The organism is Paremcibacter congregatus, from assembly GCF_006385135.1.
Taxonomy (GTDB): domain Bacteria; phylum Pseudomonadota; class Alphaproteobacteria; order Sphingomonadales; family Emcibacteraceae; genus Paremcibacter; species Paremcibacter congregatus.
The window spans coordinates 2527791-2550994 of sequence record NZ_CP041025.1 but is presented as its reverse complement, the minus strand read 5'-3'; the positions used below and the strand labels follow the sequence as shown (position 1 = coordinate 2550994).

Here is a 23204-nt window from a genome sequence, read left to right as displayed (position 1 = left end):
CTGTTTTACCTAATGATTCATATTAGACATTAGTCGTATATTGTCTTTTGAAAAAGCATAAAAATCAATAAGTTGTCTCTAAATTAGCAATATTGTACGACCAAAGCCGCATATCGCGGAGCTCCTAATTGCTGAATAATTCTGGATATTCAAAAAGCTTAGGGAGCGTAACGTAATGGAAATGAACAAAAAACGAATTTTATATCGGAATATTCTTCTTGCTGGGGCCGCCATTAATATATTTTCTCCATTGGGCGCTGTCGCAGCGACCAATCAGGAACTGGAAGCTAAAATCAACAAACTGGAATCCATGTTGATGGAACTGAAGGGGGAATTGAACAAGCAGGGCGCGACGGTGGCAGAGACAAAAGAGGTCGCGGAAAAAGCAGAAAAGAACAGTCTGGAAATGCGGGTTGGCGATACGAAGGTTACTTTGGGAGGATACATCAAAGCCGATTTCACAGCATCCAAATATTCCCGCGGGGAACTCGGGCCGCAAAATCTGGGACGGGACTTTTATATTCCCGGTTTGATCCCGGTTGGCTCAGGACCCGGGGAAAGCGGTTTCGACAGTGACCTTGGGGCGAAAGAAACCCGTTTCAACATCAAGACCAACACCAACGTCAATGGTCATGATCTGACCACCTTTATCGAAATGGATTTCCTCACCGGGCCGGGGGGGAATGAACGGGTGACCAACAGCTATAACCCACGGGTGCGTCATGCTTTTGTGAAATATGACAATTTCCTGGCCGGACAGACCTGGTCCACATTTCAGGACGTAGGGGCGCTGGCCGAGAATCTGGACTTTATTGGGCCGGCGGAAGGTACGACGTTCGTTCGCCAGACCCAGTTCAGATATACGTCCGGTGGCTTGCAGATATCCATTGAAAATCCGGAAACCACGGTTACGCCCTATGGGGGCGGAGGACGGATTGTCACAGATGACGGGGCCCTGCCTGATTTTGTGGTCAGATATAATTCCAAAGCCGATTGGGGACACATTGGTGTTGCCGGGATCATGCGCAGCCTGAAATTCAATAACGGGGTGATTAACGACAGCACACTTGGCTGGGGGGTTAGTTTGTCCGGGAAACTGAAGGTTGGCGCCAAAGATGACTTCCGTTTCATGGCCACGGGCGGCAAGGGACTGGGGCGGTATCTCGCGATCAATACAGCGAATGGCGCGGTGGTGAATGCCGACGGAGAGCTGGAGGCCATAGGCTCCTATGCCGGGTTTGTTTCCTATCGCCATTTCTGGAACACAGAATTCCGGTCCAACCTGACCCTGTCGGCCTTCAAGGCGGATAATGATGTTGCTCTTACCGGCACCGGCGTGACCAAGGATGTCTACAGTGTACACGCCAACCTGTTATACTCACCGATCCCGAAAATCACGTTTGGGGGGGAATATATGTACGCCAAACGAAGCATTGAGAGCGGTCTTGACGGCGATATGCATCGGTTGCAGTTTTCTGCGAAATACGCTTTCTGATCCTGCACTACGCCTGGCCCAAGTCCCCAAAATATTCCAGGTGAAACTGAACCAGCCCTCGTTATCAGGGGCTGGTTTTTTATGGGCGGCCCAGGATTTATGTCCCTCACAATATCAATTGCGCCAGGGCGAAGTTTTGAAATATACAGGCGTTGTATAAAAATTAGGTTTTTATGTTCCGGTTTTTGAACGTCGTTCGTTATAGTGATTGATATTCCTGACTGTTTGAGGGGCAAGGGCTGGAAAAAATAGTAAGAGGGAGGACTGCATGAGATCGGATGCCACCCCGGTTATAAAACAGGAAAAAAGCCTCGTTCGCAAACAGAACGCCGGCCGGGGCGCGTTTATGTCCCGGGTGGTAGAGGAGTATCAGAAAGGATTGCACCGCTTCATCTATGCCAAAGTGAAATGTCAGGATGTTGCCGCTGAAATCACACAGGAAACATTTTTACGGATTATGCGTCTCGATCGACCTGAAGAACTGGAATATCCCCAGGCATATCTGTACCGGGTGGCGCATAATCTGGTTATCGACAAGCAGCGCCGGGATAATCTTAAGGTTATTGACGGCTCGGTGGATCTTGATGTTGAGGCCTGCGAAGGCACGGAAGCATCTCCTGAGGAATGTCTCGATTATAAACAAACGCATGAAGATTTCCTGCGGGCCTTTGAGGAATTGCCTTTGCGGCCCCGTCAGGTTTTTTATCTTCGGCGTTATGAAAACCTTAAAGTCTCACAGATTGCCGAGAAACTCGGTATTTCTACACGAATGGTTCATAAACACATGACGAACTCTCTGGCTCATCTGGAGCTGAAATTAAAACCAAAGGATCAAATGCGGGGGGATGGCAAATGAACTGGTTTACGACACAGAAATCCTCTGACCGTCCGGTGCGTCCGGATGAGGTTCATATGTGGTTCACGCTAATGAATTCCGGGGAAGTGACAGCAGAAGATAAAGCTGAATTCGCAGCGTGGCGTCTTGAAAATCCAGGACTTTATGAACGGTATAAGACGCTTGAAAAAAAGTGGGATATGGCGAAAGACGTTATACCCCCCATGCCGCCCGGGTTGGCAGAGGTCGAAGCGGGTTCGATGAAATATAGCAAGGTATTGGCCGCGCTTGCGGCATGCCTGATGATATTCTTTTTTGTCCGTCCGACGGACGCGCCGGCGCCATCGCCGCATACGGCATATCAAACCGCCATTTCACAGATTGACCGGGTTAATCTGGAAGATGGATCGCGGGTCCTGTTGAACGCCCGTTCAGATATGAAGGTGGCGATGTCGACGTTGCGTCGCGATATTACCCTCAACGAAGGCGAGGCGTTATTTTCTGTGGCCCATGACAAGCATCGCCCCTTTGTCGTTAAGGCGCGCAATGGCGAGGTTCAGGCCATCGGAACCGAATTTAATGTTGACATCAGAAATGACTTTGTTCACGTGGTGGTGTTAGAGGGGGTTGTGAAGGTCACCCGTTATGATGAAAATGGCGAGAATCCGAATGTTTTGATCGCCCGCGCCGGGGAGGAAATATCCTACGGGGGCGCCCATCCGGGGAAGAGTGAAAAAATTGCATTGAAAACGGTTGCAGAACCGGCGGAAGCGGTGGCCTGGCAGGAAGGGAAACTGATTTTCAATGGGGACAAGTTGCAGGATGTCGTTGAAGAGATAGGCCGATACACCAATACACCGATTTCTATAGCCGATGAGAGCCTGAAGGAATTGAGCCTGTACGGCATCTTCAACGCCCGGGATACAGAAGGTATTCTTGCGGCGATTTCAAGTGCCCTGCCGGTGACGATCGAACACCGGGGAGAAGAAATAATTCTTCTGAGGAAAAAGGCCGTCGCCTGACAATTTACCAGTAAAATATTTTCTGCGGTTCCGATTTTCAGGTCAGTTTCGTTACAGGGATAAGGCGTCAACATAAGACGTTTGAAAAAGCCACACAATATATCCCCGTAAATTTGTAGGAGGAACTATGAAAAATACACCACTTTCCAGATGTTTAGCTCGTCACTTGCTTGTCGGAGCCAGCTCTCTTGTCTTGCTGTCCGCAGCTGCGCCGGCTTTGGCGCAGGATTATGCGCAGGATTATACTTTTAACATTGCCTCAACCAGTCTGGGCAAGGCGCTGATCCGGTTTTCTGAAAAAACCGATCTGCAGGTCATATATGTTGATCCAGAGATCGCCAAGGCCTCGACCCGCGGAATCAGCGGCACAATGTCGGTTGAAGACGCCTTGAAACAATTGTTGGCCGGAACGTCTTACGGTTATGAAATTTCAGGCAAAAATGTCCGCATTTTCAACCAGACCCAAACTCCAGCGGATTCCACAACATCTCAGACCACGGGTGGTGCCGGAAATGACGCCGCCAACAACGGGGCGCTTGAGGAAATCGTGACCATCGGTACCCGCCGCAAGGGCCGTACGGTGGCCGACAGTAATGTGCCGGTGGATGTGTTGAATGCATCCGACCTGGCCGCCACGGGTCTGACGGAAACCAATCAGCTGCTGGCGAACCTGTTGCCAAGCTTCAACTTCCCTCAGTCGGCCGTTAATGATGGGACTGACCATGTGCGTCCGGCGCAATTGCGCGGACTTGCCCCGGACCATACTCTGGTTCTGGTGAATGGCAAGCGGCGGCATTCCAGCGCCATGCTCAATCTGAATGGGTCTGCCGGACGGGGATCAACATCTGTTGACCTGAATATGATCCCGGCCAACGCCATCAAGCGTATTGAAGTGCTGCGGGACGGCGCGGCGGCGCAGTATGGGTCTGATGCGATTGCCGGGGTGATCAATATCGTCCTTAATGACGCACCAGAAGGGGTAACCATGTCGGCCACCTATGGTCAGCATGTCACCACCATGGACGGTGTGCCGCAACTGGAAAGCGTTACCATTGGTGATGATGGAAACCTGGTTTTCAAGACCGGTAAGGACCGGACGCGGAACGACGGGGAAACCCTGACCCTGCGCGGCAATCTTGGGCTGCCGATCGGGGAAGAGGGTTTTTTCAATCTGTCTTTTGAATATCGCGATCGCAATCCGACCAACCGTTCCGATTATGACAGTCGAGAGATTTATGATCGGATAGATGGGGCGCTGGACCCGCGCGAACTGACATATGACCGCTATAATACCCGTTATGGCAATTCAGCGGTGGAAGATGTGAATGTTTTCTTTAATGCCGGTGTGCCGATCAATGACACCTTTGAAACTTATTTCTCCGGCAGTATTGGTAAACGTACCGGTGAATCCGGCGGCTTTAATCGTTTGGCGGGGAACAGCCGCAATGTGCCGGAGATTTATCCGGATGGTTTTTTGCCGTTGATCACGTCTGATATTGATGACAAGTCTCTCTCAGGCGGTGTGCGCGGCGAGATTGCCGGATGGGATGCCGATTTCTCCGCGACTTATGGTGAAAATAAATTCGCGTTTGGCGTTATCAACAGTTTGAATACGTCATTGGGCCCCAACAGCCCAACGGAATTTAAAGCCGGAACGCTCAAGAACAGCCAGATGACATTGAATGCAGAAATGAACAAGCTGCTGGAATTTGGATTGGCAAACCCGGTCAACGTCGCTTTTGGCGTCGAATACCGTAATGAGAAATACAAAATTGGCGCAGGTGAGGTTGCTTCTTATATCAAGGGTGATTTTGACGGAGCGGCAGGCAGTCAGGTTTTTCCCGGATTTACCCCGGAAAGCGAGGTTGATGACGGCCGTCACAGCATCGGCGCTTATATTGAATTTGACGCGGACCTGACGGAACGTTTGAATGTGGCCATTGCCGGGCGCTTTGAGGATTACTCCGATTTTGGCTCCACCGTAAATGGTAAAATCGCCACCCGCTATGAGCTGACAGAAGAACTGGCGTTTCGCGGCGCGGTTTCCACGGGCTACCGGGCGCCGTCTCTCGCTCAGCAGTTTTTCACCTCCATTGCCACGGTTTTTGTCGATGGCGTCCCCACGGAAACAGGTACATTTAGACCGTCCAGCGATGTGGCGCGCTCTTTGGGGTCGCCCGGACTGGATGCGGAAAAGTCCCTTAACTTCAGCGCCGGTTTTATCTGGCAACCGGTTGATGGTCTAAGTGTCACGGTTGATTACTATAACATCAAGATTGATGACCGGATTGTTCTGTCGTCGAATTTGTCGGGAGCCGGGGTTGAGGCGCTTCTGGCGGGAACCGGCGCCAACCGGGCGCGGTTCTTCCTCAACGGGATTGACAGCCGCACCCAGGGGGTCGATCTGGTGGCGAATTATATAATGGATCTTGAGGATTGGGGGCAACTGACCCTGAATGCCGGATTTAACTATAATAACAGCAAAGTAACGGATGTTGTTAATCCACCCTCACAATTGGCGGACATTGGTGTGGAACAGGATAACCTGTTTGATTTCAATGAATTTCGCCGGTTTGAGAAAGGATCGCCGGAAACCAAACTTAATCTTAGCGCGTCCTGGTTCTGGGAACAGCTGCGTCTGACGGCGCGCACGACCCGTTATGGGGAAACCCATGATCCCAGCTCCAATCCGGATCGCTACGAGGTTCTGGCTCCGGCCTGGGTAACGGATATTGATGTCAGCTACGAATTTACAGAAAATATCTCTGTGGCTGTTGGTGCGAATAATGTGTTTGATGTTTATCCGGAAGCAACGCGTGATATTGTTACGGATGTGACAACATTTTCGCGCATATTCCCCTATTCCGGGTTTACGCCATACGGGTTTAACGGGCGTTATCTATATGCCCGATTGACCGCAAGATATTGATTGAGTAGTCTAAGAAGCCCAGGCTGACGCAGGTTGGCCTGGGCATTTTTTTAGGGAGAATTAAAGCCGATGTTTTCTAAATTTACCCGTTTGGTTGCCGTACTTTGTATGGTCTTTGTGCAGTTTCCGGCTGTCGCCAACGACACGCCGATCATTACCTATCAGGAAAGATTTATTCCGGTTATCGCCAAGAATGGCATGGTCGCCTCTCAGGAACGGATGGCGACGGAAGTCGGGGTAGAGATCATGCGCCAGGGCGGTAATGCAGTCGATGCCGCCGTGGCCGTCGGTTTTGCATTGGCCGTGACACTGCCGCAGGCCGGGAATCTCGCCGGTGGCGGGTTTATGATGGTGCATCTGGCCGAAGAGAATAAAACCATCGCCATTGACTATCGCGAACTGGCCCCCCGGGCGGCTCATAAGGATGTTTATCTGGATGCGGCGGGACAGGTTGATCAGGATAGACTGCGTTTCAGTCATCAGTCTGCCGGTGTGCCGGGAACCGTGGCCGGTATGGTGCATGCGTTGGAAAAATACGGTACGATGGAATTGCGTCAGGTCATCGCGCCGGCCATCCGTCTTGCGGAACAGGGCTTTGATATGCCTTATTGGTTGGAAATTTCCCTCGGTTCGCGTCAGGAAAGATTACAGAAAGACCCCGCAGCAGGCGCAGCTTTCTTCCATGAAAATGGCCGGGTATATGCGATGGGGGAACGGTTTCGCCAGCCAGATCTGGCCTGGAGCCTGAAGCAAATCCGCGATCATGGCCGGGATGGATTTTATAAAGGCGCCATCGCCGACAAGATCGTTGCCAATATGGAGAAGAATAACGGCCTGATCACCCGGGTGGATTTGGCCAATTACAAGGTTGTGGAACGTACCCCGATCCGCGGAACGTATAAAGGCTATGAGATCGCCACCATGCCGCCCCCATCCTCCGGTGGCATACATCTGGTTCAGATGTTGAACATGCTGGAAGGCGATAATCTGAAAGGCCTTGGTCATAACAGCGCCGCGAGCCTTCATTTGCTGATTGAATCCATGCGTCAGGCCTATGCCGACCGTAGTAAATATCTGGGGGACCCGGATTTCTTCGATGTACCGATGGCGGAACTGACCGACAAGGCCTACGCTCAAAAGCTGCGGGCGATGATCCCGGCTGACCGGGCCCGGACCTCTGCCGAAGTGGCGCCGGCGCTCGGCCCTAAATATGAAAGTCCGGATACAACACATTACTCCGTCATGGACAGTGCGGGCAATGTGGTCAGCAACACCTATACCCTGAATTACAGTTATGGCAGCGGCATAATGGTGCCGGGAGCCGGGTTCCTGCTGAACAATGAAATGGATGATTTCTCCGCCAAGCCGGGGGTGCCAAACGGTTTTGGTCTGGTCGGCGGGAAAGCCAATGCGGTTGAGGCCGGAAAGCGTCCCTTGTCTTCCATGACCCCGACCATCGTCTTTAAGGATGGAAAGGCGTTGCTTGCCACCGGCAGTCCCGGCGGCAGCACCATTATCACTGTCGTTTTTCAAACAATCCTCAATATGATCGAGTTTGACATGAACATTGCCGCGGCGACATTTGCGCCGCGTCTGCATCATCAGTGGCTGCCAGATAAAACCTTCGTTGAACAGGGTGTAAGCGCCGATACTTTGGCGATCCTGAAAGCCATGGGCCATAATATTGATGCCGGAAAACGCACGCTTGGTAGCACGCAATCCATTACCCGGAAAGACGGGTTCTTTTATGGTGCGTCTGACAGCCGGCGGCTTGGCGCCCTAACCCGGGGATATTAACCCGGGGCAGGGCGTGGGGCCGTCACGACGCCTTGGCGGGACCGATCCAGATCTGCTGGGCATTTACAAATTCGTGGATGCCCTGGGGGCCGAGTTCTCGACCATAGCCGGACCGGCGTACCCCGCCGGACGGCAGGCGGGGGTCGGTCTTGACGATGCCGTTGACAGAAACCTGACCGGCAATTATCTCGCGGGCAATGGCCTCGCCCCGGCTTGTTTCTGTCCAGACTGCCGCCCCGAGACCGTAGTGGGTATCATTGGCGATCTCTATTGCATGATCGGCATCCCGGGCTTTCATTACCACGGCCACAGGGCCGAAGGTTTCCTCACATCCGGCGGCCATGTCCGACGTCACATCGGTTAACAGGGTGACGGGGTAAAAAAAGCCCGGTCCATCGGGCATATCCCCGCCGAGCAGGCACGTGGCGCCCGCCTTGATCGTATCCTGAACCTGACGGTGTAGCCCCTGACGCAGATCATCCCGCGCCAGGGGGCCAACGTCGGTACTCTGTTCCCGGGGGTCTCCCAGCTTGTATCCGCTCAGGCGTTCTTTCAACAAGGCGACGAAGGCATCATGGACAGGAGCCTCGACAATAATCCGTTTGGCGGCGATGCAGGATTGCCCGGCATTGATGATGCGCGACAGAGCGATAATCTCGGCGGCTTTGGCCAGGTCGGCATCGGCGAGTACGATATTGGGATCGGAACCGCCCAGCTCCAGTACCGCAGGCTTGATTTCCGAGGCGGCGATGGCGGCTACAGTGGCTCCTGCCTTGTCGGACCCGGTAAAGGAGATGCCGCGAATGCGGTCGTCCCGGATCACGGATTCCGCGTCCTCGTTACGCAGCGGTAGATTTTGCAGAATAGCGGATGGGGCTCCGGCGTCTCCGAACAATTGCGCGATGGCCTGAGCGCAGCCCGGCACATGAGGGTCATGTTTCATAACACAGGTATTGCCCGCCATCAGGACAGGCGCGCAAAAACGAAAGGCCAGCCAGAAAGGGGCGTTCCACGGCAAAATGCCCATGATAGGGCCCAGCGGCAGATACTGGACATAGCTCAAACTGGCATCTGACGAAATTTCATCGCGCGACAGATAGCTTTCGGCATGAGCGGCATAATGTTCGGCGCACCAGGCGGCCTTTTCGATTTCGCCATAGGCTTCCTTGACCGGTTTCCCCATTTCCTCTGTCATAAGATATGTCAGACGGGCCCTGTCTTCGCGCAGACGATGGGCGACGGCGTTCAAAACCTCCGCCCGGGCGCTGAAATCTGTTTTGCGCCATGATTGATACGCCTGTTCGGCCCGGGACAGGACACGTTCGATCTCGTCCTGATCTGCCGGGCGCACTTCCCGGATGACTGTATCATATGTCGGATCAATGGCTGTGATCATGCTGTTTTATCCTTCTTCTCTTTTGTGTCTTTGGCGAATTCGGTGACATTTTCGCCAGCCTTGATCGTTTCGATCTTCTCAATGGAGCCATAGTCCGGCAGGTCGACAGGGGGTTTCTTCTTGCGGCCTTTCCGAACTTCACTGCCTTTGCAGACGAAATCTTCATCGAAATCGAAGAAAGATTCACAGCCATCCTCGGTGATATATATCGTATCTGAAATGCCGACGGTTTTGTCGCCGTCAACCCCCCACATCCACGGAATGATATGGAAGGTCATGCCTTCATACAATACGGTGGAATCCCCCTGTTTCAGGCTGATGATATAGCCTTCGTCCCAGCTTGGCGGGAAGGCTATTCCGATGGCATAGCCGGATCGGGTAATCAGGTTGGCCCCGACGTCGTTATAACTGATGATCTGACGCACGATATTGTCGGCGTCGGATACCGTCATGCCGGGGCGGATGGCCTCCTTCACTGTCTGCAACGCCAGCTTCATGCATTCCTGGGCCGCCAGCAAGGACGGGGAAAGCGCATCATCCAGCACCACCGTGCGCATCATCGCGGTATGGTAACGTCGGAAACATCCGCCGATTTCAAGGAAAACATGCTCGTTCGGCTGAACAACCCGGCCTTCCCAGGAGGCATGTCCGATCATGGATCGAGGACCGGAGGTGACATAAGGCATTACCGCCGGGGCCTCGCCGCCGGCTTCGAACATGGCGCGGGAAATGGCGGCGCCAATGTCATTTTCGGTAACCCCCGCCTGACAGGCATCAATGCCGGCCCGCATGCCGGCCTCTGTCGCAAGAGACGCCTTCTTCATGATTTCTATTTCGAACTTGGATTTGCGAATTCGGCCCTGTTCGACGATTCCGAAACAATCCAGCAGCCGACCGTCAGTAAAGCTGGTGTGAATGCGATCCTGCTGATAGGCGGGGAAGTAATAACTGTTGCGCTCATAGCCGATCGTGGCGTCGTTAAGGCCGAATTCCCGCAGGCTTTCGATCAGCATCTGAATGGCGTCTCCGGTATCCGGATAAGGCCGGGTGTGCGTCACCCAGGTTCTGGCATGAATGTTGGATTCTTCCATGGCCCGGGTGATCATGAAACAATCGCCGTCCAGCGGCACGACAAGGCATTGGAAATAGCTGTACCCTGTGGTCTGATAGTCGGTCATATACATCAGGTTACCGGGATCAGTGATAATCACCGCATCAAGATGGCGTTCTTGCATCCGATGCCGTAAATCACCGAGCCGGCGTTCATATTCCTCAAAAGGAAAGGTCATGTCGTCGCGCTTGTTCATGAAGCCTCCATCACTTTGTCTATGGTATTTTCCAGAATGGTCAGACCTGTTTCCAGATCTGCTTCGGGAATGGTCAGCGGCGGGATCAGTTTGATCACCCGGCCACCGGTGCCGCAAGGGCCGACGAGCAGCCCGCTTTGGAAACATTCGGCAGCGACCGCCTTGGCCAGAGCGCCATCAACCAGATCGATGCCCTGCATCATGCCGCGCCCCCTCACATCCCAGCCGCGGGAGGCATATTTTGCGGCAATGGCTTCAAGCCTGTCGCGGATGTTCTGTCCCATGCGCCGCACGTCTTGCATCAGGCTGTCATCCTCGAAATATCTCAGTGCCTCCCGGCCGGCGACAAATGACAGCCCCTGACCGCGGAAGGTGCCTGTATGTTCGCCGGGAGACCACATTTTGTCATGCTCCGGTTTGTTGAGGTTCATGGCCATCGGGGTGCCAAATCCACCAATGCCTTTGGCGAGACAGATGATGTCCGGGTCAAGGTCCATACCGTCGAAACTGAAATAGGACCCGGTGCGCCCGCAACTGGCCTGGATATCATCGATGATAAACAGGGCGCCGGTTTCACGGGCGAGATTCTGCAGGGCATGTAGCCAGTCGCGGCTGGCAACATTGACGCCGCCTTCCGCCTGAATGGTTTCAACCATGATGGCGGCAGGCGGTGGCAGACCGCTGGACCCGTCGCGGAAGGCGGCGCGATAATCTTCGATGGCCTGCAAACCGCCGCCGGGGGCGGTTTCAAATGGCAGACGCATGACATGTTCCAGGGGGACACCGGCGGCATTCCTGAAATATTCATTGGCGGTGAGGGACAGGGCCCCGAGGGTCATGCCGTGAAAACCGTGACTAAAGGCAATGACAGAACTGCGGCCGGTCACCCGGCGCGCCAGTTTTAACGCTGTTTCCACGGCGTTGGTGCCCGTTGGGCCCATGAACTGGAATTTATAGGTCATGCCCCGTGGTTTGAGGATGATGATGTTGAATTTTTCGAGAAAGGTTCGCTTGGCGGTCGTGTGGGTATCCAGGCTGTGGGCGACGCCGTCGCTTTCAATATAGGCGATGATCGCCTTTTTCATGCGGGGATTGTTATGGCCAAAGTTGAGCACGCCGGCCCCGGCAAAGAAATCGATATAGGATTTTCCGGCTTCATCCACCTGTCGCGCGTTCGAGGCGCTCTCGAATACCGTGGGGTAAGCGCGGCAGTAGCCACGCACTTCAGATTCCAGTTCTGCGAAAATATCCATATCCATATAGAATGCTCCTTTGTTTTGGGGGTGTCATCGTTCCTTCGGCAGGGGCGCAGCGGCAAGTCGCAGATAAACTCTGGCGACGGCCGGAATAAGCGCATCGTTAAAATCATACAGGGCGCTGTGACAGGGGGCATCGCCATGACGACCCCCGTTGTCCGCGCCAATCAGGGCGTATGCGCCCGGTATTTCATCAAGGTAATAACTGAAATCCTCCGACGCCATAATGGGCACCAGAGTGTCATCTGATTTCCATCCTTGCCCGAATTCCTCGGCCAGGGCGCGGCGCATTGTTGCGGCGGCCCCGGCATTGTTGACAGTCGCACCGTAGCGGGGCCGCATGTCGATATCTGCTGTGACGCCGTAGGTCCGGGCGGTATCTTGCGCCGTTTGAATGATCAGGTCTTCCATGGTTTTGCGCAAGCGATTGTCGGACAGGCGAAAACTGCCACCGATCTGTGCGGTATCGGGGATAACCGTGTCGCCGCTCGGGGCCAGAATAGAAGTGACGCTGAGGACGGCGGATTGTTGTGGTGGCAGGCGCCGGGCGACAATTTGTTGCAGGGCCAGGGTGATGGCGGCGGCGGCAAGTACTGGGTCGCGGCAGATCTCCGGTTGGCTGGCGTGACCGCCTTGGCCCTGAACGGTGATGCCAAAGGTGCCATTGGCGGACATGACAGCCCCGTCGGGACAGACCGCCTTGCCAAATGCAATCGCGGGCCAGTTATGCCAGCCGAATATCATATCAACGCCGGACAACGCGCCGTCCTTGATCATCTCCCGGGCGCCGTGGCCGCCTTCTTCTGCCGGCTGAAACAGCAGGGTCACCGGACCTGGCAACGCGTCTTCATGGGACTTTAGCCATAAAGCCGTCGCCATCAGGGTGGCGGTATGGCCGTCATGGCCGCAGGCGTGCATGCACCCGTCGACCTCAGATGTCCAGGCCACACCGGATTTTTCAGAGAGGGGCAGGGCGTCAATGTCGCAACGCAAGGCAATATGCCGGCCTGATGCATTGGCCGCCAACGTGGCGACAGTGCCGGTGCCGGCGCAGTCCCGCCAGGAAATGTTGGCGGCGGTAAGGTGGGTGCGGATGGTGTCTGCAGTAGTGACTTCGGCCCAGGGTAATTCCGGTCGCCGGTGCAGGCTGTGACGTAAGTCAACGACGCTCCGGACGATGTCCTCCCACTCTGGTTTTTGTGACTGTAAAATTATGGCACATCTCCGCGCCGCCTTTCTTCCATAGGACGAAGGGCGGTTGTTTAACTATGATATCTCCCATTGAATCTGCATATTGTTGTGGGGGCACTATAACAGCGACAAGCGTTCTGTGCAACCGGAGGGGGAAAGGAAGGTGGTGTAACCTGTTAAATTAAGCGTGGTTTTGCCTTTGGGTTAAATAGGCTAAAGCAGAATTTTCGGTGTAATCCCGCCGAAGGCTCCTGTATAAAGTATAGAGACATAAGATATATTTAGCGGGATCAGGAGACGGTATGACATTGGATATTGGAAAGCGCTTGAAGGACATCCGTCAGGAACGGGGCCTGTCGCAGAGAGAGCTGGCGAAACGTACCGGGGTGGCGAACGCCAGCATTTCCCAGATTGAATCAAATCGCATCAATCCGACGGTCGGGGCGCTGAAACGTATTCTTGATGGCATTCCGGTAAGTCTCGCGGAATTTTTCGACGAAGGGGCGCAGGATACGGAACAGATTTTCTTCGCCGCAGAGGAATTGGTCGAGATCGGCGACGGGGGGATTTCTTTCCGGCAGGTCGGGGCCTCTCTGAAGAATAACGCCATCCAGTTTCTGCATGAAAAGTATCGGCCAGGGGCCTCGACCGGCAAAACGGCCTTGACCCATGCCGGCGAGGAATGCGGCATGGTTCTGAAAGGGCGCCTGCAGGTGGAAGTGGGGGAGGAAAAGAAAATCTTGGGCCCCGGCGATGCGTATTATTTTGACAGCCATAAACCCCACAAGTTTAAAAATATTGGTCAGGAAGAGTGCGAACTGGTCAGTGCCTGTACGCCTCCGACCTTTTAAAAAGTAGTTTCTGGGTGTGTGTTTATTATAATAAACGATTATTTTTCCTTTTTATTTATTTTCAATGGCTTGCGTTTGTGAAAATAACGGCTTGATGGTCAATATCCTTATTTTCTATACTTCGGGAGGAGAAAATAATATAGGGAACTGATCAGCATGACCGTCTTTGATAAAGATACAAGCGCCTATTGGATGCCGTTTACGCCCAATCGCGCTTTTAAGAAAAACCCCCGGATTATAGAATCCGCCGCAGGCATGTATTACACGACCAAAGATGGCCAGCAGATTCTGGATGGTTGCGCCGGCCTGTGGTGTGTCAACGCCGGTCATGGCAATGATAAAATCAACGGCGCAATTAAATCTCAAGTTGATAAAATGACGTATTCCCCGGCCTTTCAGGCGGGCCATAGTCTGGCATTTGAATTTGCAGAACGGTTGGCGCAGCTGTTCCCGGGTGATCTCAACCATGCCTTCTTTACCAACAGCGGATCAGAATCTGTTGATACGGCGTTGAAAATTGCCCGCGCCTATCAGAAAGCCCGCGGCAAACCGGAGAAAATTAAACTGATCGGTCGGGAAAAAGGCTATCACGGGGTTAACTTCGGTGGCTTGTCTGTGGGGGGAATTATGCCAAACCGGCAGGCCTTTGGGCCGTTGTTGTCGGAAGTGGATCATTTGCCCCATACCCATGATCTGTCGAAGAACGCTTTTTCTGAGGGGCAACCGACCCATGGCGCCGATAAGGCGGAACGGTTACTGGACCTGATCGCATTGCACGGCGCCCATACCATTGCGGCAGTGATTGTCGAGCCTATGGCAGGCTCTGCCGGGGTGTTGGTGCCGCCTGTAGGATATCTGGAAAGGCTGCGTGAAATTTGTAGCGCCCATGATATCCTGCTGATTTTTGACGAAGTGATCACGGCCTTTGGTCGTCTGGGAGACAGTTGCGCCGCCGCGCGGTTCAATGTGCAGCCGGACCTGATCACCACGGCGAAGGGCCTGACCAACGGGGCAGTGCCGATGGGAGCTGTGATGGTCAGCGACAGGGTTCATGAGGCAATGATGACGGGCCCGGAAAATATGATCGAACTGTTTCATGGCTATACCTATAGCGGGCACCCGCTGGCCTGTGCAGCGGGGATTGCTACATTGGATGTTTATGGTCAGGAAGACCTGTTTGGTCGAGCCCGTGATCTGGCGCCTTATTGGCAAAAGGCCATTCACAGTCTGAAACGGCATGATGCGGTAATTGATGTGCGCAATATCGGTCTTGTCGGGGCGATCGAGTTGCAGCCCAGGGAAGACAAAGCGGGAGAGCGCGCCTTTGAAGCTTATCTCAAGGCGTTTGATGCGGGACTGCTGATCCGGACCACGGCGGACATCATTGCCCTGTCGCCACCGCTGATCATTTCAGAGGAGCAGATTGACTTTATTACGAATACTCTGGATGATATTCTGGCGACCATTCAATGAAGGGGTAAAGGATGACAGATTATAAAGGGGACGGCATAACCCGACGGGACTTCATCGGCGGCGTCGCCTTGGGGCTCACGCCCGGTGGGGTGGTGTCGCCTTTTTCTGTCCTGGCGAATGGGCCGGTGTCAGGGCAATTTTACCCGCCCGGTCTCACGGGGATGCGCGGTAATCATAAGGGATCTTTTGAGGCGGCACATGCGCTGGCCTGGGAAGGGAATATCTGGCCCGAGCCCGCTACGATCACGGATGAAATTTATGATCTGATTGTTGTGGGCGCGGGTCTCTCCGGACTGGCGAGCGCACATTTATACCTTCAGAAGAATCCCGAGGCGCGCATCCTTCTGCTGGATAATCATGATGATTTTGGTGGGCATGCCAAGCGCAATGAATTTAAGGTCAACGGCAAGACGCTTATTGGCTACGGCGGCAGCCAGTCCATAGATGGACCGGCACTGTATTCTCCGCAGGCTCAACAAATCTTGGTGGATCTTGGGGTGGAGGTTGATCGCTTTTATCGTTATTACGATCAGGATTTTTACCAAAAACATCAGATGACGGAGAAAATCTTCTTCGACAAAGCCCATTTCGAGGCGGCTCGTCTCGAGGATAATTTCTATGAGGCGGATGAGGGGGCTGTGGACCACATTATCAACCGCTACCCGCTGTCACCGGAAGATAAAAACGCGCTGCGTTATTTATGGCGGGGTCAGGAGGACTATCTCGCGGGAAACGAGACGGCGGAGAAAATTACCTTGTTGCGAAGCGTCAGCTATGAGGGTTTCTTGCGGGACCATGCCCGCATGCCGGAGGATGTCATCTCTCTGTTGCGTAATATTCACGCCGGTTTTTGGGGACTTGGATTCGACGCCCTCTCGGCGCTGGAAGCCTACCGTCTCGAGATGCCAGGTTTTGACGCTATGGAGCTTGGGCCGGTGCCTAAAACCTATAGCTGGGATCAACCGTATATTTTTCACTTTCCCGACGGGAACGCTAGTTTGGCGCGCCTGCTGGTGCGGCGGCTTATTCCTGAAACCGCGCAAGGTAGGACGATGGAGGATATCGTTCGGTCAAAATTTGATTATGGGCAGCTGGATCAACCCACTTCAATGGTTCGCATCCGATTGAGCGCGACAGTCGTGAAGGTAGAGAATAGATCAGATGGTGAGGCTGTCGATGCTTTTTATCTACAGAAAGGGGAGGTCGAAAAAGTGCGAGCGCGCCATGTGATCATGGCCTGCAATAATAATATTCTGCCGCATATTTGCCCGGACATGCCGGAGAAGCAAATTGAAGCGCTGAAGTTTCCCGAGAAAGTACCGCTGACCTACATTAATGTTGCCTTGACCAATTGGCGCGCCTTTAAGCGTGCAGGTTGTTCCGCGGTCCATGCTCCCCATGGTTTTTTTCATGATATGGTGTTGGATTTCCCGGTCAGTATGGGAGGTTATGATTTTTCGTCTACGCCGGACCAGCCTATTCTATTGCATATGGTGCATACGCCCTTGCGCCAGGGAGAAGGGTTGTCTGCCCGAGAACAACATCGTCAAGGTCGGCATGATATCTATAATATGAGCTTCGCAGATTACGAGACAGAAATCCGCCGGCATCTCGAAGCCATTCTCGGGCCATATGGGTTCAATTTCGATGATGATATCGCGGCGATAACGGTCAACCGTTGGCCCCATGGTTATGCCTATGAGTATAATGAATTGTGGGAGCCTTGGGACTGGGTTGATGGGAAACACGCTGGTCCGCATATTATTGGCCGGCAGAAAATGGGACGCGTTTCGATCGCCAATTCTGATTCCGAGGCTTCTGCCTATGTCAATGCCGCCTTCGACGCCGCTTATCGTGCAGTCGAGGAGCAGGGCGGCTAAATCATGGATGGTGGAAAATAGACATGAAAAAAGGGAGCCCGGAGGCTCCCTTTTCTGTTGTTTAGGGGGGTATTTCTAGTCACCGAATTTCATGGTGACGTCAATGCCGAAGGTCCGGGGCCGGGCCGGGCCGATGTTGTGGCCAGGGATCGGCAGTTCAGCGGCCGAGACGGCGTCATAGTGGAACTGGTTGAACAGGTTTTCCACATAAAGCGATACATTCCAGCCCTGATCGGATTCATAGCCTGTACGCAAATTGAAGTTGGCGTATCCCTCAACTGAATAACGATCTTCATTCTCGAAGCCACCATATACTTTGCTCTGGTAACGGAATTCGAGGGTGGAAAAGATTTCACCGGCTTTTAGGGGATAATGACCATTGATCACCCCGGTGAAGGTCCATTCCGGATTATTTGTCAGGCGGTTGCCATCACAATCATCACAGATGCGACCGGTGCCCTGAATGTCGGTTTTGCTGTAGGCGGCGCCGATCAGCATGTCGATATATTCACTGGGCAGGGCGCGCAGGGTGGCTTCAACGCCATAACCGTCTACCTGACCTACATTTTCGACAACCGTATTGTTGAGGTCTTCATCAAAGAAACTAACCTGCAGGTTTTTGAAATCATAATAATAGGCGTTGACTGCCATCTGGACGCGGTTATCGACCATATTGGCTTTCAGGCCTGCTTCATAGCTCCACAAGGTTTCCGGTTCAAAGACGGTGAGTTTTGTGCCGTCGGGTACTGTGCCGTCATCATTGATCACCTCAAAGATGTCTTCGCCGGGGCCGGTGGGGATATCCAGGCCAAAGGAGCCAAAGCCGCCGGATTTATATCCACGGGTGATGCTGGCCCACAGATTAAGATCGTCGGTGGCGGCGTAGCGGGCGACGAAGCGTGGGGTAAAGTCATCCCAGCTTTTGCTGCCGCGGACAAAGCCGTTGGTGGTATAGCCGAAGGCGTAATAGGGGCCGAGCTCACTTTCCACCGGCAGAATACTGAGGCCGAAATCCTTTTTGTCATAGGTATACCGCAGGTCGACACTCAGTTCGAGTTTGTCTGTAGCGGCGTAGGTGACGTCGACATACGCACCCCAGCCTTTATAAGTGCCTTCCACATCATTATTTTCCACCAGACCGTTGGGGTTGGCGGTGAATTCGCCGTAAGCGTCTTCACAGGTGGTTTCTTCGTAGACGGCGCACATCAGTTCTTCGTCGGCAACCTGAGAGAAGGACACTTTGATTTCTTCCTGATAGGCGGAAACGCCGGCATACCAGGTCAGGCGGTTTTCAGAAGAGGAAACCAGACGAATTTCCTGGCTGTAGTAGTCGCCTTCCTGATCCTGAAAATAATGGTTGGAGCGAAATGGGGCACCGTCAAAATCTTCGGCATATTGATAGTCATAGGTTCGGACGCCGGTGATTGAGGATAGGGTCATGTCATTCAGGTCCCAATCGAGCAGGGCGGTGAAGCTGTAGACATTGCCATCGTCCTTGTCATCGCGCAGATCGCTGTCGACTTCATTCCGGGCCCCCCGCATGCTGACACCGAGAATGTCGAATGTTTCATCATCTTCCAATGCCCGATAGACGGAGCCGGATTGTTTGCGGTTTTCATATTCGGCGATCAGGGTCATATCCAGGCGATCCCCGCGATAGCCGAGGGAGATACGGCCGGCCCCTTTATCCTGAGACTGCAGATCATCATCTTCCGGGTAAAAGATATTGTTCACATAACCGTCTTCGGTCAGGTAATAACCCGCCACCCGAACGGCCCATTGATCATTGAGCGGGATATTGACGGCCCCATCAAGTTCAATGTGGTTGCGTTCGCCGATCCCTGCGTGAACATAACCGTCACTTTTTTCGGGATCTGGCTTCTTGGTCATGATGCTGACGGCGCCGGAACTGGCGTTCCGTCCAAATAAAAAGCCCTGCGGTCCGCGCAGAGCTTCGGTGCGTTCCACATCAAAGAAACTGGTGATTGCAGACCCCGTCCTGCCCTGATAGACGCCATCCTTGAAGATGCCGACGGATGGGTCAACGGCGGCGCCGAAGCTATTGGTGACAATGCCGCGAATGGAAATGGCATCAACAAAGCTGTCTTTTGTCTTGCCGGCAAAGCCTGGGGTGAAATCGATCATGTCCTTGACATCATCGAGCTTGGTTTTTTCGATAAAATTGGCGTCATAGGCTGAAATCGCTATCGGTACGTCCTGAATAGACTGATCTCTTTTCTGGGCAGAAACGATGATCTCATCTATGGTGATGGCGTCGCCTTCGGCGGCCTGGGCGGTCATTCCTCCCGTCAGGCCAAACAGGCTCGCGGTCAAGGCGGTTGTCACCCATATTTTACGGATCGGTTTCATAGTGTATTTTCCCTTCTTCATATTATCACTCCCTTATATATTGTTATTTAAATCCTGTCTCTAATTGCGTAATACATCATGCCCAATACCATCATGGGCCACCTGAGATGGCGGCCTCCGGGAAAGGGGTAGGTCGGTAGATTGGCGAAGACATCAAAATTGTCTTGTTGCCCGTGGATGGCCTCCGCCATAATTTTGCCGGCAAGGGTCGCCATGCCGACACCGTGGCCGGAGAACCCCTGACCGTAATAAATATTTTGGCCCAGTTTGCCGATATGGGGCAGGCGGTTCATGGTGATGGCCAGAGCGCCGCCCCAGGCATAGTCGATCGCGACATCATCCAGGCTAGGGTAAATTTCAAGCATGTATTTGCGGACAAAACCGGCGATATCCTTGGGGAAACCAGGGGTGTAATTCTCTCCGCCGCCAAACAACAGTCGATGATCTGCGGACATGCGGAAATAGTTGATGACGAATTTGGAATCCGCCACGGCGACATCATCACGGTTGATCTGCCGGGCCCGTTCTTCACTCAGGGGTTCTGTTGCGACAATAAAATTGTTGATCGGCATGATCTTGCCAGCAAGGCGGGGTTCGAGATTACCAAGATACCCATTGCAGCCCAGGACGATTTGATCCGCCACGACCCGACCGGTCGGGGTATGTAGCGTAATCCGATCTTTTTCCTCATACGAGGAGACGGGGCTATATTCATGCAGCCTCACCCCGGCTTTGGCACAGGCATCCCCCAGGCCCAGGGCCAGATTTAAGGGATGTAAATGAGCCGCCCCCATATCGAGTGTGCCGCCGTGATAGCTGCGCATGCCCAGCATATCGGCCATCTCGTCTGCATCGACAAAGCGGATCTGATCATAATCATAGTGGGTTTGAAGTTTTTCTGCTTCCTGACGATAGTCATCCTGATAATGTTTTTTGTGGGCGGTATGCAGAACGCCGGGTTTCAAATCACAGGATATATTATGTTTTGCGATCAGGTCTTTGACGAGTTGTTTCGAATCCTCCCCTAAATCCCACAACAGGCGGGCGCCGTCCTTGCCGGTTAATTTTTCCAGAGTATCCTGACCGACCCGTTGGCCGGATCCCAGCTGACCGCCGTTGCGTCCAGAGGCGCCCCAGCCGATTTTGCGGGCTTCGAGCAGGATCACATCATAGCCAAGTTCTTTGAGATGCAGCGCGGAGGACAGGCCGGTAAAGCCGCCGCCAACAACACAAATATCACAGGTTTGATCCCCGTCAATTCGGGGATAGGTTGATTGCCTATTGGCTGTATCAACATAGTAAGATTTTGGATGTTGGTCAAAATCTGACGGCTGCGGGCCGTGATTGTCGATCATTCATACACTCCTCGACAGAACATTTATTTGTGATCACATTATTTTATTTTGTGATCACAAAGTGCATTTGTCAAGGGTAAACTTTTACGAACCGGAACGCGGGGTATGGGGCAGAAGAAATTTTGTTCAGGAATGATCGGCCGGAAAAGGCCTATTGTGTCGCAGTATGGCCCAGCAACTTTTTACCGATGCGATCCATGCCGTCATAGATGTCCTGGCGAATGGCTTCCCGCAGGGCGTCTTCGTCTTTGTTCTTCAGGGCGGTGATGGCATTGATATGCTGATCCACCATATATGACGTGCCGAGGCGGCCGACAATAATGCGCATGAACGGCCCGAATTGCAGCCAGATACTTTCAATCAGGCGCAACATGATCGGGCAGTGTGCCGCCCGGTAGAGGGTGAAGTGGAATTCCCAGTTCTTGAGGCTATAGGCGTCGGCATCACCGCGATCCAGGGCAGCCTCGATCTCGTCATCAATGGTTTCCAGTTTGCGGATCAGGGCCGGGGTGCTGTGGGCGATGGCCTGGGCCGAGATTTCCGGCTCCAGCAGAATACGCGCCGTGACGATTTCGCGATAGCGGTTCTCGGTCATTTCGGCGACAGCGACCCGCCGGGTGGTCTGCATTTCCAGTGCCCCAAGGGCGACAAGCCGGCGGATGGATTCGCGCACCGGCATGGGGCTGACGTCCAGTTCTTCAGCAAGACCGCGGATTGTCAGCGTTTTTCCAGGCTCAAAACGACCTGTAATGATGGAGTCATACAGGCTTTGGTAGACCGTTTCATAAGTAATCTTGCGATCTGTACTGTCTTTAACCGGCATGGTGGCGTCCTGTGACAAAAATATTGCCTTCCTTAACTGAAATATTCCGGAGCATGCGTGAATGGAACCCTAGTGACGACACTCCCCCTATGTCAATGGCCTGATAACTACAAGCCTGTCAAGGATTTTTTTTGGCCGGGAATGAGGCCGTACCGAGGATCTGGCCTATGATTTTGGTCGAAAATTCAGGTCAGGCCAAGAGACAATGCAGGTCTTTTTTTCAGCGAGGGATCGTAAAATCAGAGTGAATTTTGCACCGTGAGTATAAAACTTCTTGAAATAAATCATTTATGGTGACACAATTTGTGATCACAAATTAAAATATCGGCTTCATTCAGAGTAAAAAAGCATGTTGAAGATCTTGATTGTAGAAGGCAATACGCGACAGGCGCGGGAATTGACTGTGGCCGGCGGGGCGATGACCCAGGGCGAGTTGTATAAGCGAAACCTGTTGTTTCTGCGGCCCGCCATGCAGTGTGATATTGTGATGGCCGCTGATGAAGATGCTCTACTCCCTGAAGGGGCGGGGCTCGAGTCTTATGATGGTATTGTCTGGACGGGGTCTTCGTTGAATATTTATAAGACAGAGCCGGCGATTACGCGTCAAATCGATTTCATGAAAAGCTGCTTCAGGCATAAGGTGAAGATATTCGGCAGTTGTTGGGGACTTCAGGTGGCTGTGGTCGCTGCGGGGGGCGAGGTGGCGCAAAATGTCAAGGGGCGGGAAATCGGTATTGCCCGCGATATCCGGCCGACGGTGCCGGGGCGACAACACCCGCTGTACAAGAATAAAGAACTGCCTTTTGATGCGGTGGCGATCCATTTGGACCATACGGTGCGTCTGCCCGAAGGAGCGACGATCCTGTCCGGCAATGACATCAGCCGGGTCCAGGCACTGGAAATCCGTCGGGGCAAAGCTGTTTTTTGGGGGGTGCAGTATCATCCGGAATTTGATCTCGGTTATATGGCGTCCTTGTTTGAAAAATATAAGCCGTTGATGGTGGAAGAGGGCTTCTGTCCCGATCTTCCGGCGGTCGACCGGCTGGCCGCTGATTATCGTGCGGCGCAGGAAGACATTACGGCTGTTGATATTCAGCAGCGTCACGATATGGGCCCGGATGTTCTGGAACCATGTTGCCGCTTGCAGGAAATTCGAAACTGGCTTGATTTTGTGGCAACTGAAGCTGCCTGAACAGGCCGCTTTACCAAACATAAAAAAATAAG

General features: G+C 53.2%; 16 protein-coding genes. 9 read left to right on the top strand and 7 right to left on the bottom strand.

Going from position 1 to position 23204, the window contains the following annotated elements; translation table 11 throughout:
• The first annotated feature begins 175 nt into the window (after positions 1-175).
• The 5 genes from FIV45_RS11535 (at position 176) to ggt (ending at position 8078) form a co-directional block, all read left to right on the top strand.
• On the top strand, positions 176-1495 hold the full coding sequence (locus tag FIV45_RS11535; RefSeq protein WP_099472095.1) for a DcaP family trimeric outer membrane transporter: 1320 nt from the start codon (positions 176-178) through the stop codon (positions 1493-1495).
• Positions 1496-1763: 268 nt separating this feature from the next.
• Positions 1764-2351, top strand: a complete 588-nt coding sequence (locus FIV45_RS11530) for an RNA polymerase sigma factor (RefSeq protein ID WP_099472096.1) — start codon at positions 1764-1766, stop codon at positions 2349-2351.
• Positions 2348-3352, top strand: a complete 1005-nt coding sequence (locus FIV45_RS11525; protein WP_099472097.1) for a FecR family protein — start codon at positions 2348-2350, stop codon at positions 3350-3352. The genes FIV45_RS11530 and FIV45_RS11525 overlap by 4 nt, the downstream gene beginning before the upstream one ends.
• A 127-nt stretch (positions 3353-3479) precedes the next feature.
• Positions 3480-6281, top strand: coding sequence for a TonB-dependent receptor domain-containing protein (locus tag FIV45_RS11520; RefSeq protein WP_099472098.1), 2802 nt, complete (start codon positions 3480-3482; stop codon positions 6279-6281).
• A gap of 69 nt (positions 6282-6350) precedes the next feature.
• Entirely contained in the window at positions 6351-8078 is a 1728-nt protein-coding gene (gene ggt / locus FIV45_RS11515) for a gamma-glutamyltransferase (protein WP_204602123.1), read from the top strand.
• A gap of 22 nt (positions 8079-8100) precedes the next feature.
• On the opposite strand, the gene FIV45_RS11510 is transcribed toward ggt, so the two are convergent.
• From FIV45_RS11510 to doeB2, 4 genes are read right to left on the bottom strand one after another with little or no spacing between them, the layout of a single operon-like run.
• A complete protein-coding gene (locus FIV45_RS11510; protein WP_099472099.1) occupies positions 8101-9474 on the bottom strand; it encodes an NAD-dependent succinate-semialdehyde dehydrogenase in 1374 nt (457 codons plus the stop codon).
• Positions 9471-10781, bottom strand: coding sequence for an ectoine hydrolase (doeA, locus tag FIV45_RS11505; RefSeq protein WP_099472100.1), 1311 nt, complete (start codon positions 10779-10781; stop codon positions 9471-9473). Before doeA ends, FIV45_RS11510 begins: the two co-directional genes overlap by 4 nt.
• Positions 10778-12034, bottom strand: coding sequence for an aspartate aminotransferase family protein (locus FIV45_RS11500; protein ID WP_165776982.1), 1257 nt, complete (start codon positions 12032-12034; stop codon positions 10778-10780). The genes doeA and FIV45_RS11500 overlap by 4 nt, the downstream gene beginning before the upstream one ends.
• Before the next feature lie 33 nt (positions 12035-12067).
• Complete coding sequence (doeB2, locus tag FIV45_RS11495; RefSeq protein WP_099472102.1) at positions 12068-13249, bottom strand: N(2)-acetyl-L-2,4-diaminobutanoate deacetylase DoeB2; 1182 nt, start codon at positions 13247-13249, stop codon at positions 12068-12070.
• Between the two features lie 281 nt (positions 13250-13530).
• On the opposite strand from doeB2, the gene FIV45_RS11490 reads away from it, so the two are divergent.
• The 3 genes from FIV45_RS11490 (at position 13531) to FIV45_RS11480 (ending at position 17432) form a co-directional block, all read left to right on the top strand.
• The gene (locus FIV45_RS11490; RefSeq protein WP_099472103.1) at positions 13531-14079 is read left to right on the top strand and encodes a cupin domain-containing protein; all 549 of its coding nucleotides are present in this window, start codon (positions 13531-13533) and stop codon (positions 14077-14079) included.
• A 156-nt stretch (positions 14080-14235) separates the two neighbouring features.
• Positions 14236-15552, top strand: coding sequence for an omega-aminotransferase AptA (gene aptA / locus FIV45_RS11485; protein ID WP_099472104.1), 1317 nt, complete (start codon positions 14236-14238; stop codon positions 15550-15552).
• 11 nt (positions 15553-15563) lie between these two features.
• A complete protein-coding gene (locus tag FIV45_RS11480; protein ID WP_099472105.1) occupies positions 15564-17432 on the top strand; it encodes an NAD(P)-binding protein in 1869 nt (622 codons plus the stop codon).
• A 75-nt stretch (positions 17433-17507) separates the two neighbouring features.
• Here the strand turns inward: FIV45_RS11480 and FIV45_RS11475 are convergent, their stop codons facing one another.
• The 3 genes from FIV45_RS11475 to FIV45_RS11465 form a co-directional block, all read right to left on the bottom strand.
• Positions 17508-19823 (bottom strand): TonB-dependent receptor, encoded by a 2316-nt coding sequence (locus FIV45_RS11475; RefSeq protein ID WP_099472106.1) that lies wholly within the window; start codon positions 19821-19823, stop codon positions 17508-17510.
• A gap of 26 nt (positions 19824-19849) precedes the next feature.
• Positions 19850-21157, bottom strand: coding sequence for an NAD(P)/FAD-dependent oxidoreductase (locus FIV45_RS11470; RefSeq protein WP_099472107.1), 1308 nt, complete (start codon positions 21155-21157; stop codon positions 19850-19852).
• Between the two features lie 151 nt (positions 21158-21308).
• Complete coding sequence (locus tag FIV45_RS11465) at positions 21309-21998, bottom strand: GntR family transcriptional regulator (protein WP_133118547.1); 690 nt, start codon at positions 21996-21998, stop codon at positions 21309-21311.
• Positions 21999-22329: 331 nt separating this feature from the next.
• Here FIV45_RS11465 and FIV45_RS11460 point away from each other — a divergent pair, with 331 nt between their 5' ends.
• Positions 22330-23172, top strand: coding sequence for a type 1 glutamine amidotransferase (locus FIV45_RS11460; RefSeq protein WP_099472109.1), 843 nt, complete (start codon positions 22330-22332; stop codon positions 23170-23172).
• Positions 23173-23204 lie beyond the last annotated feature (32 nt).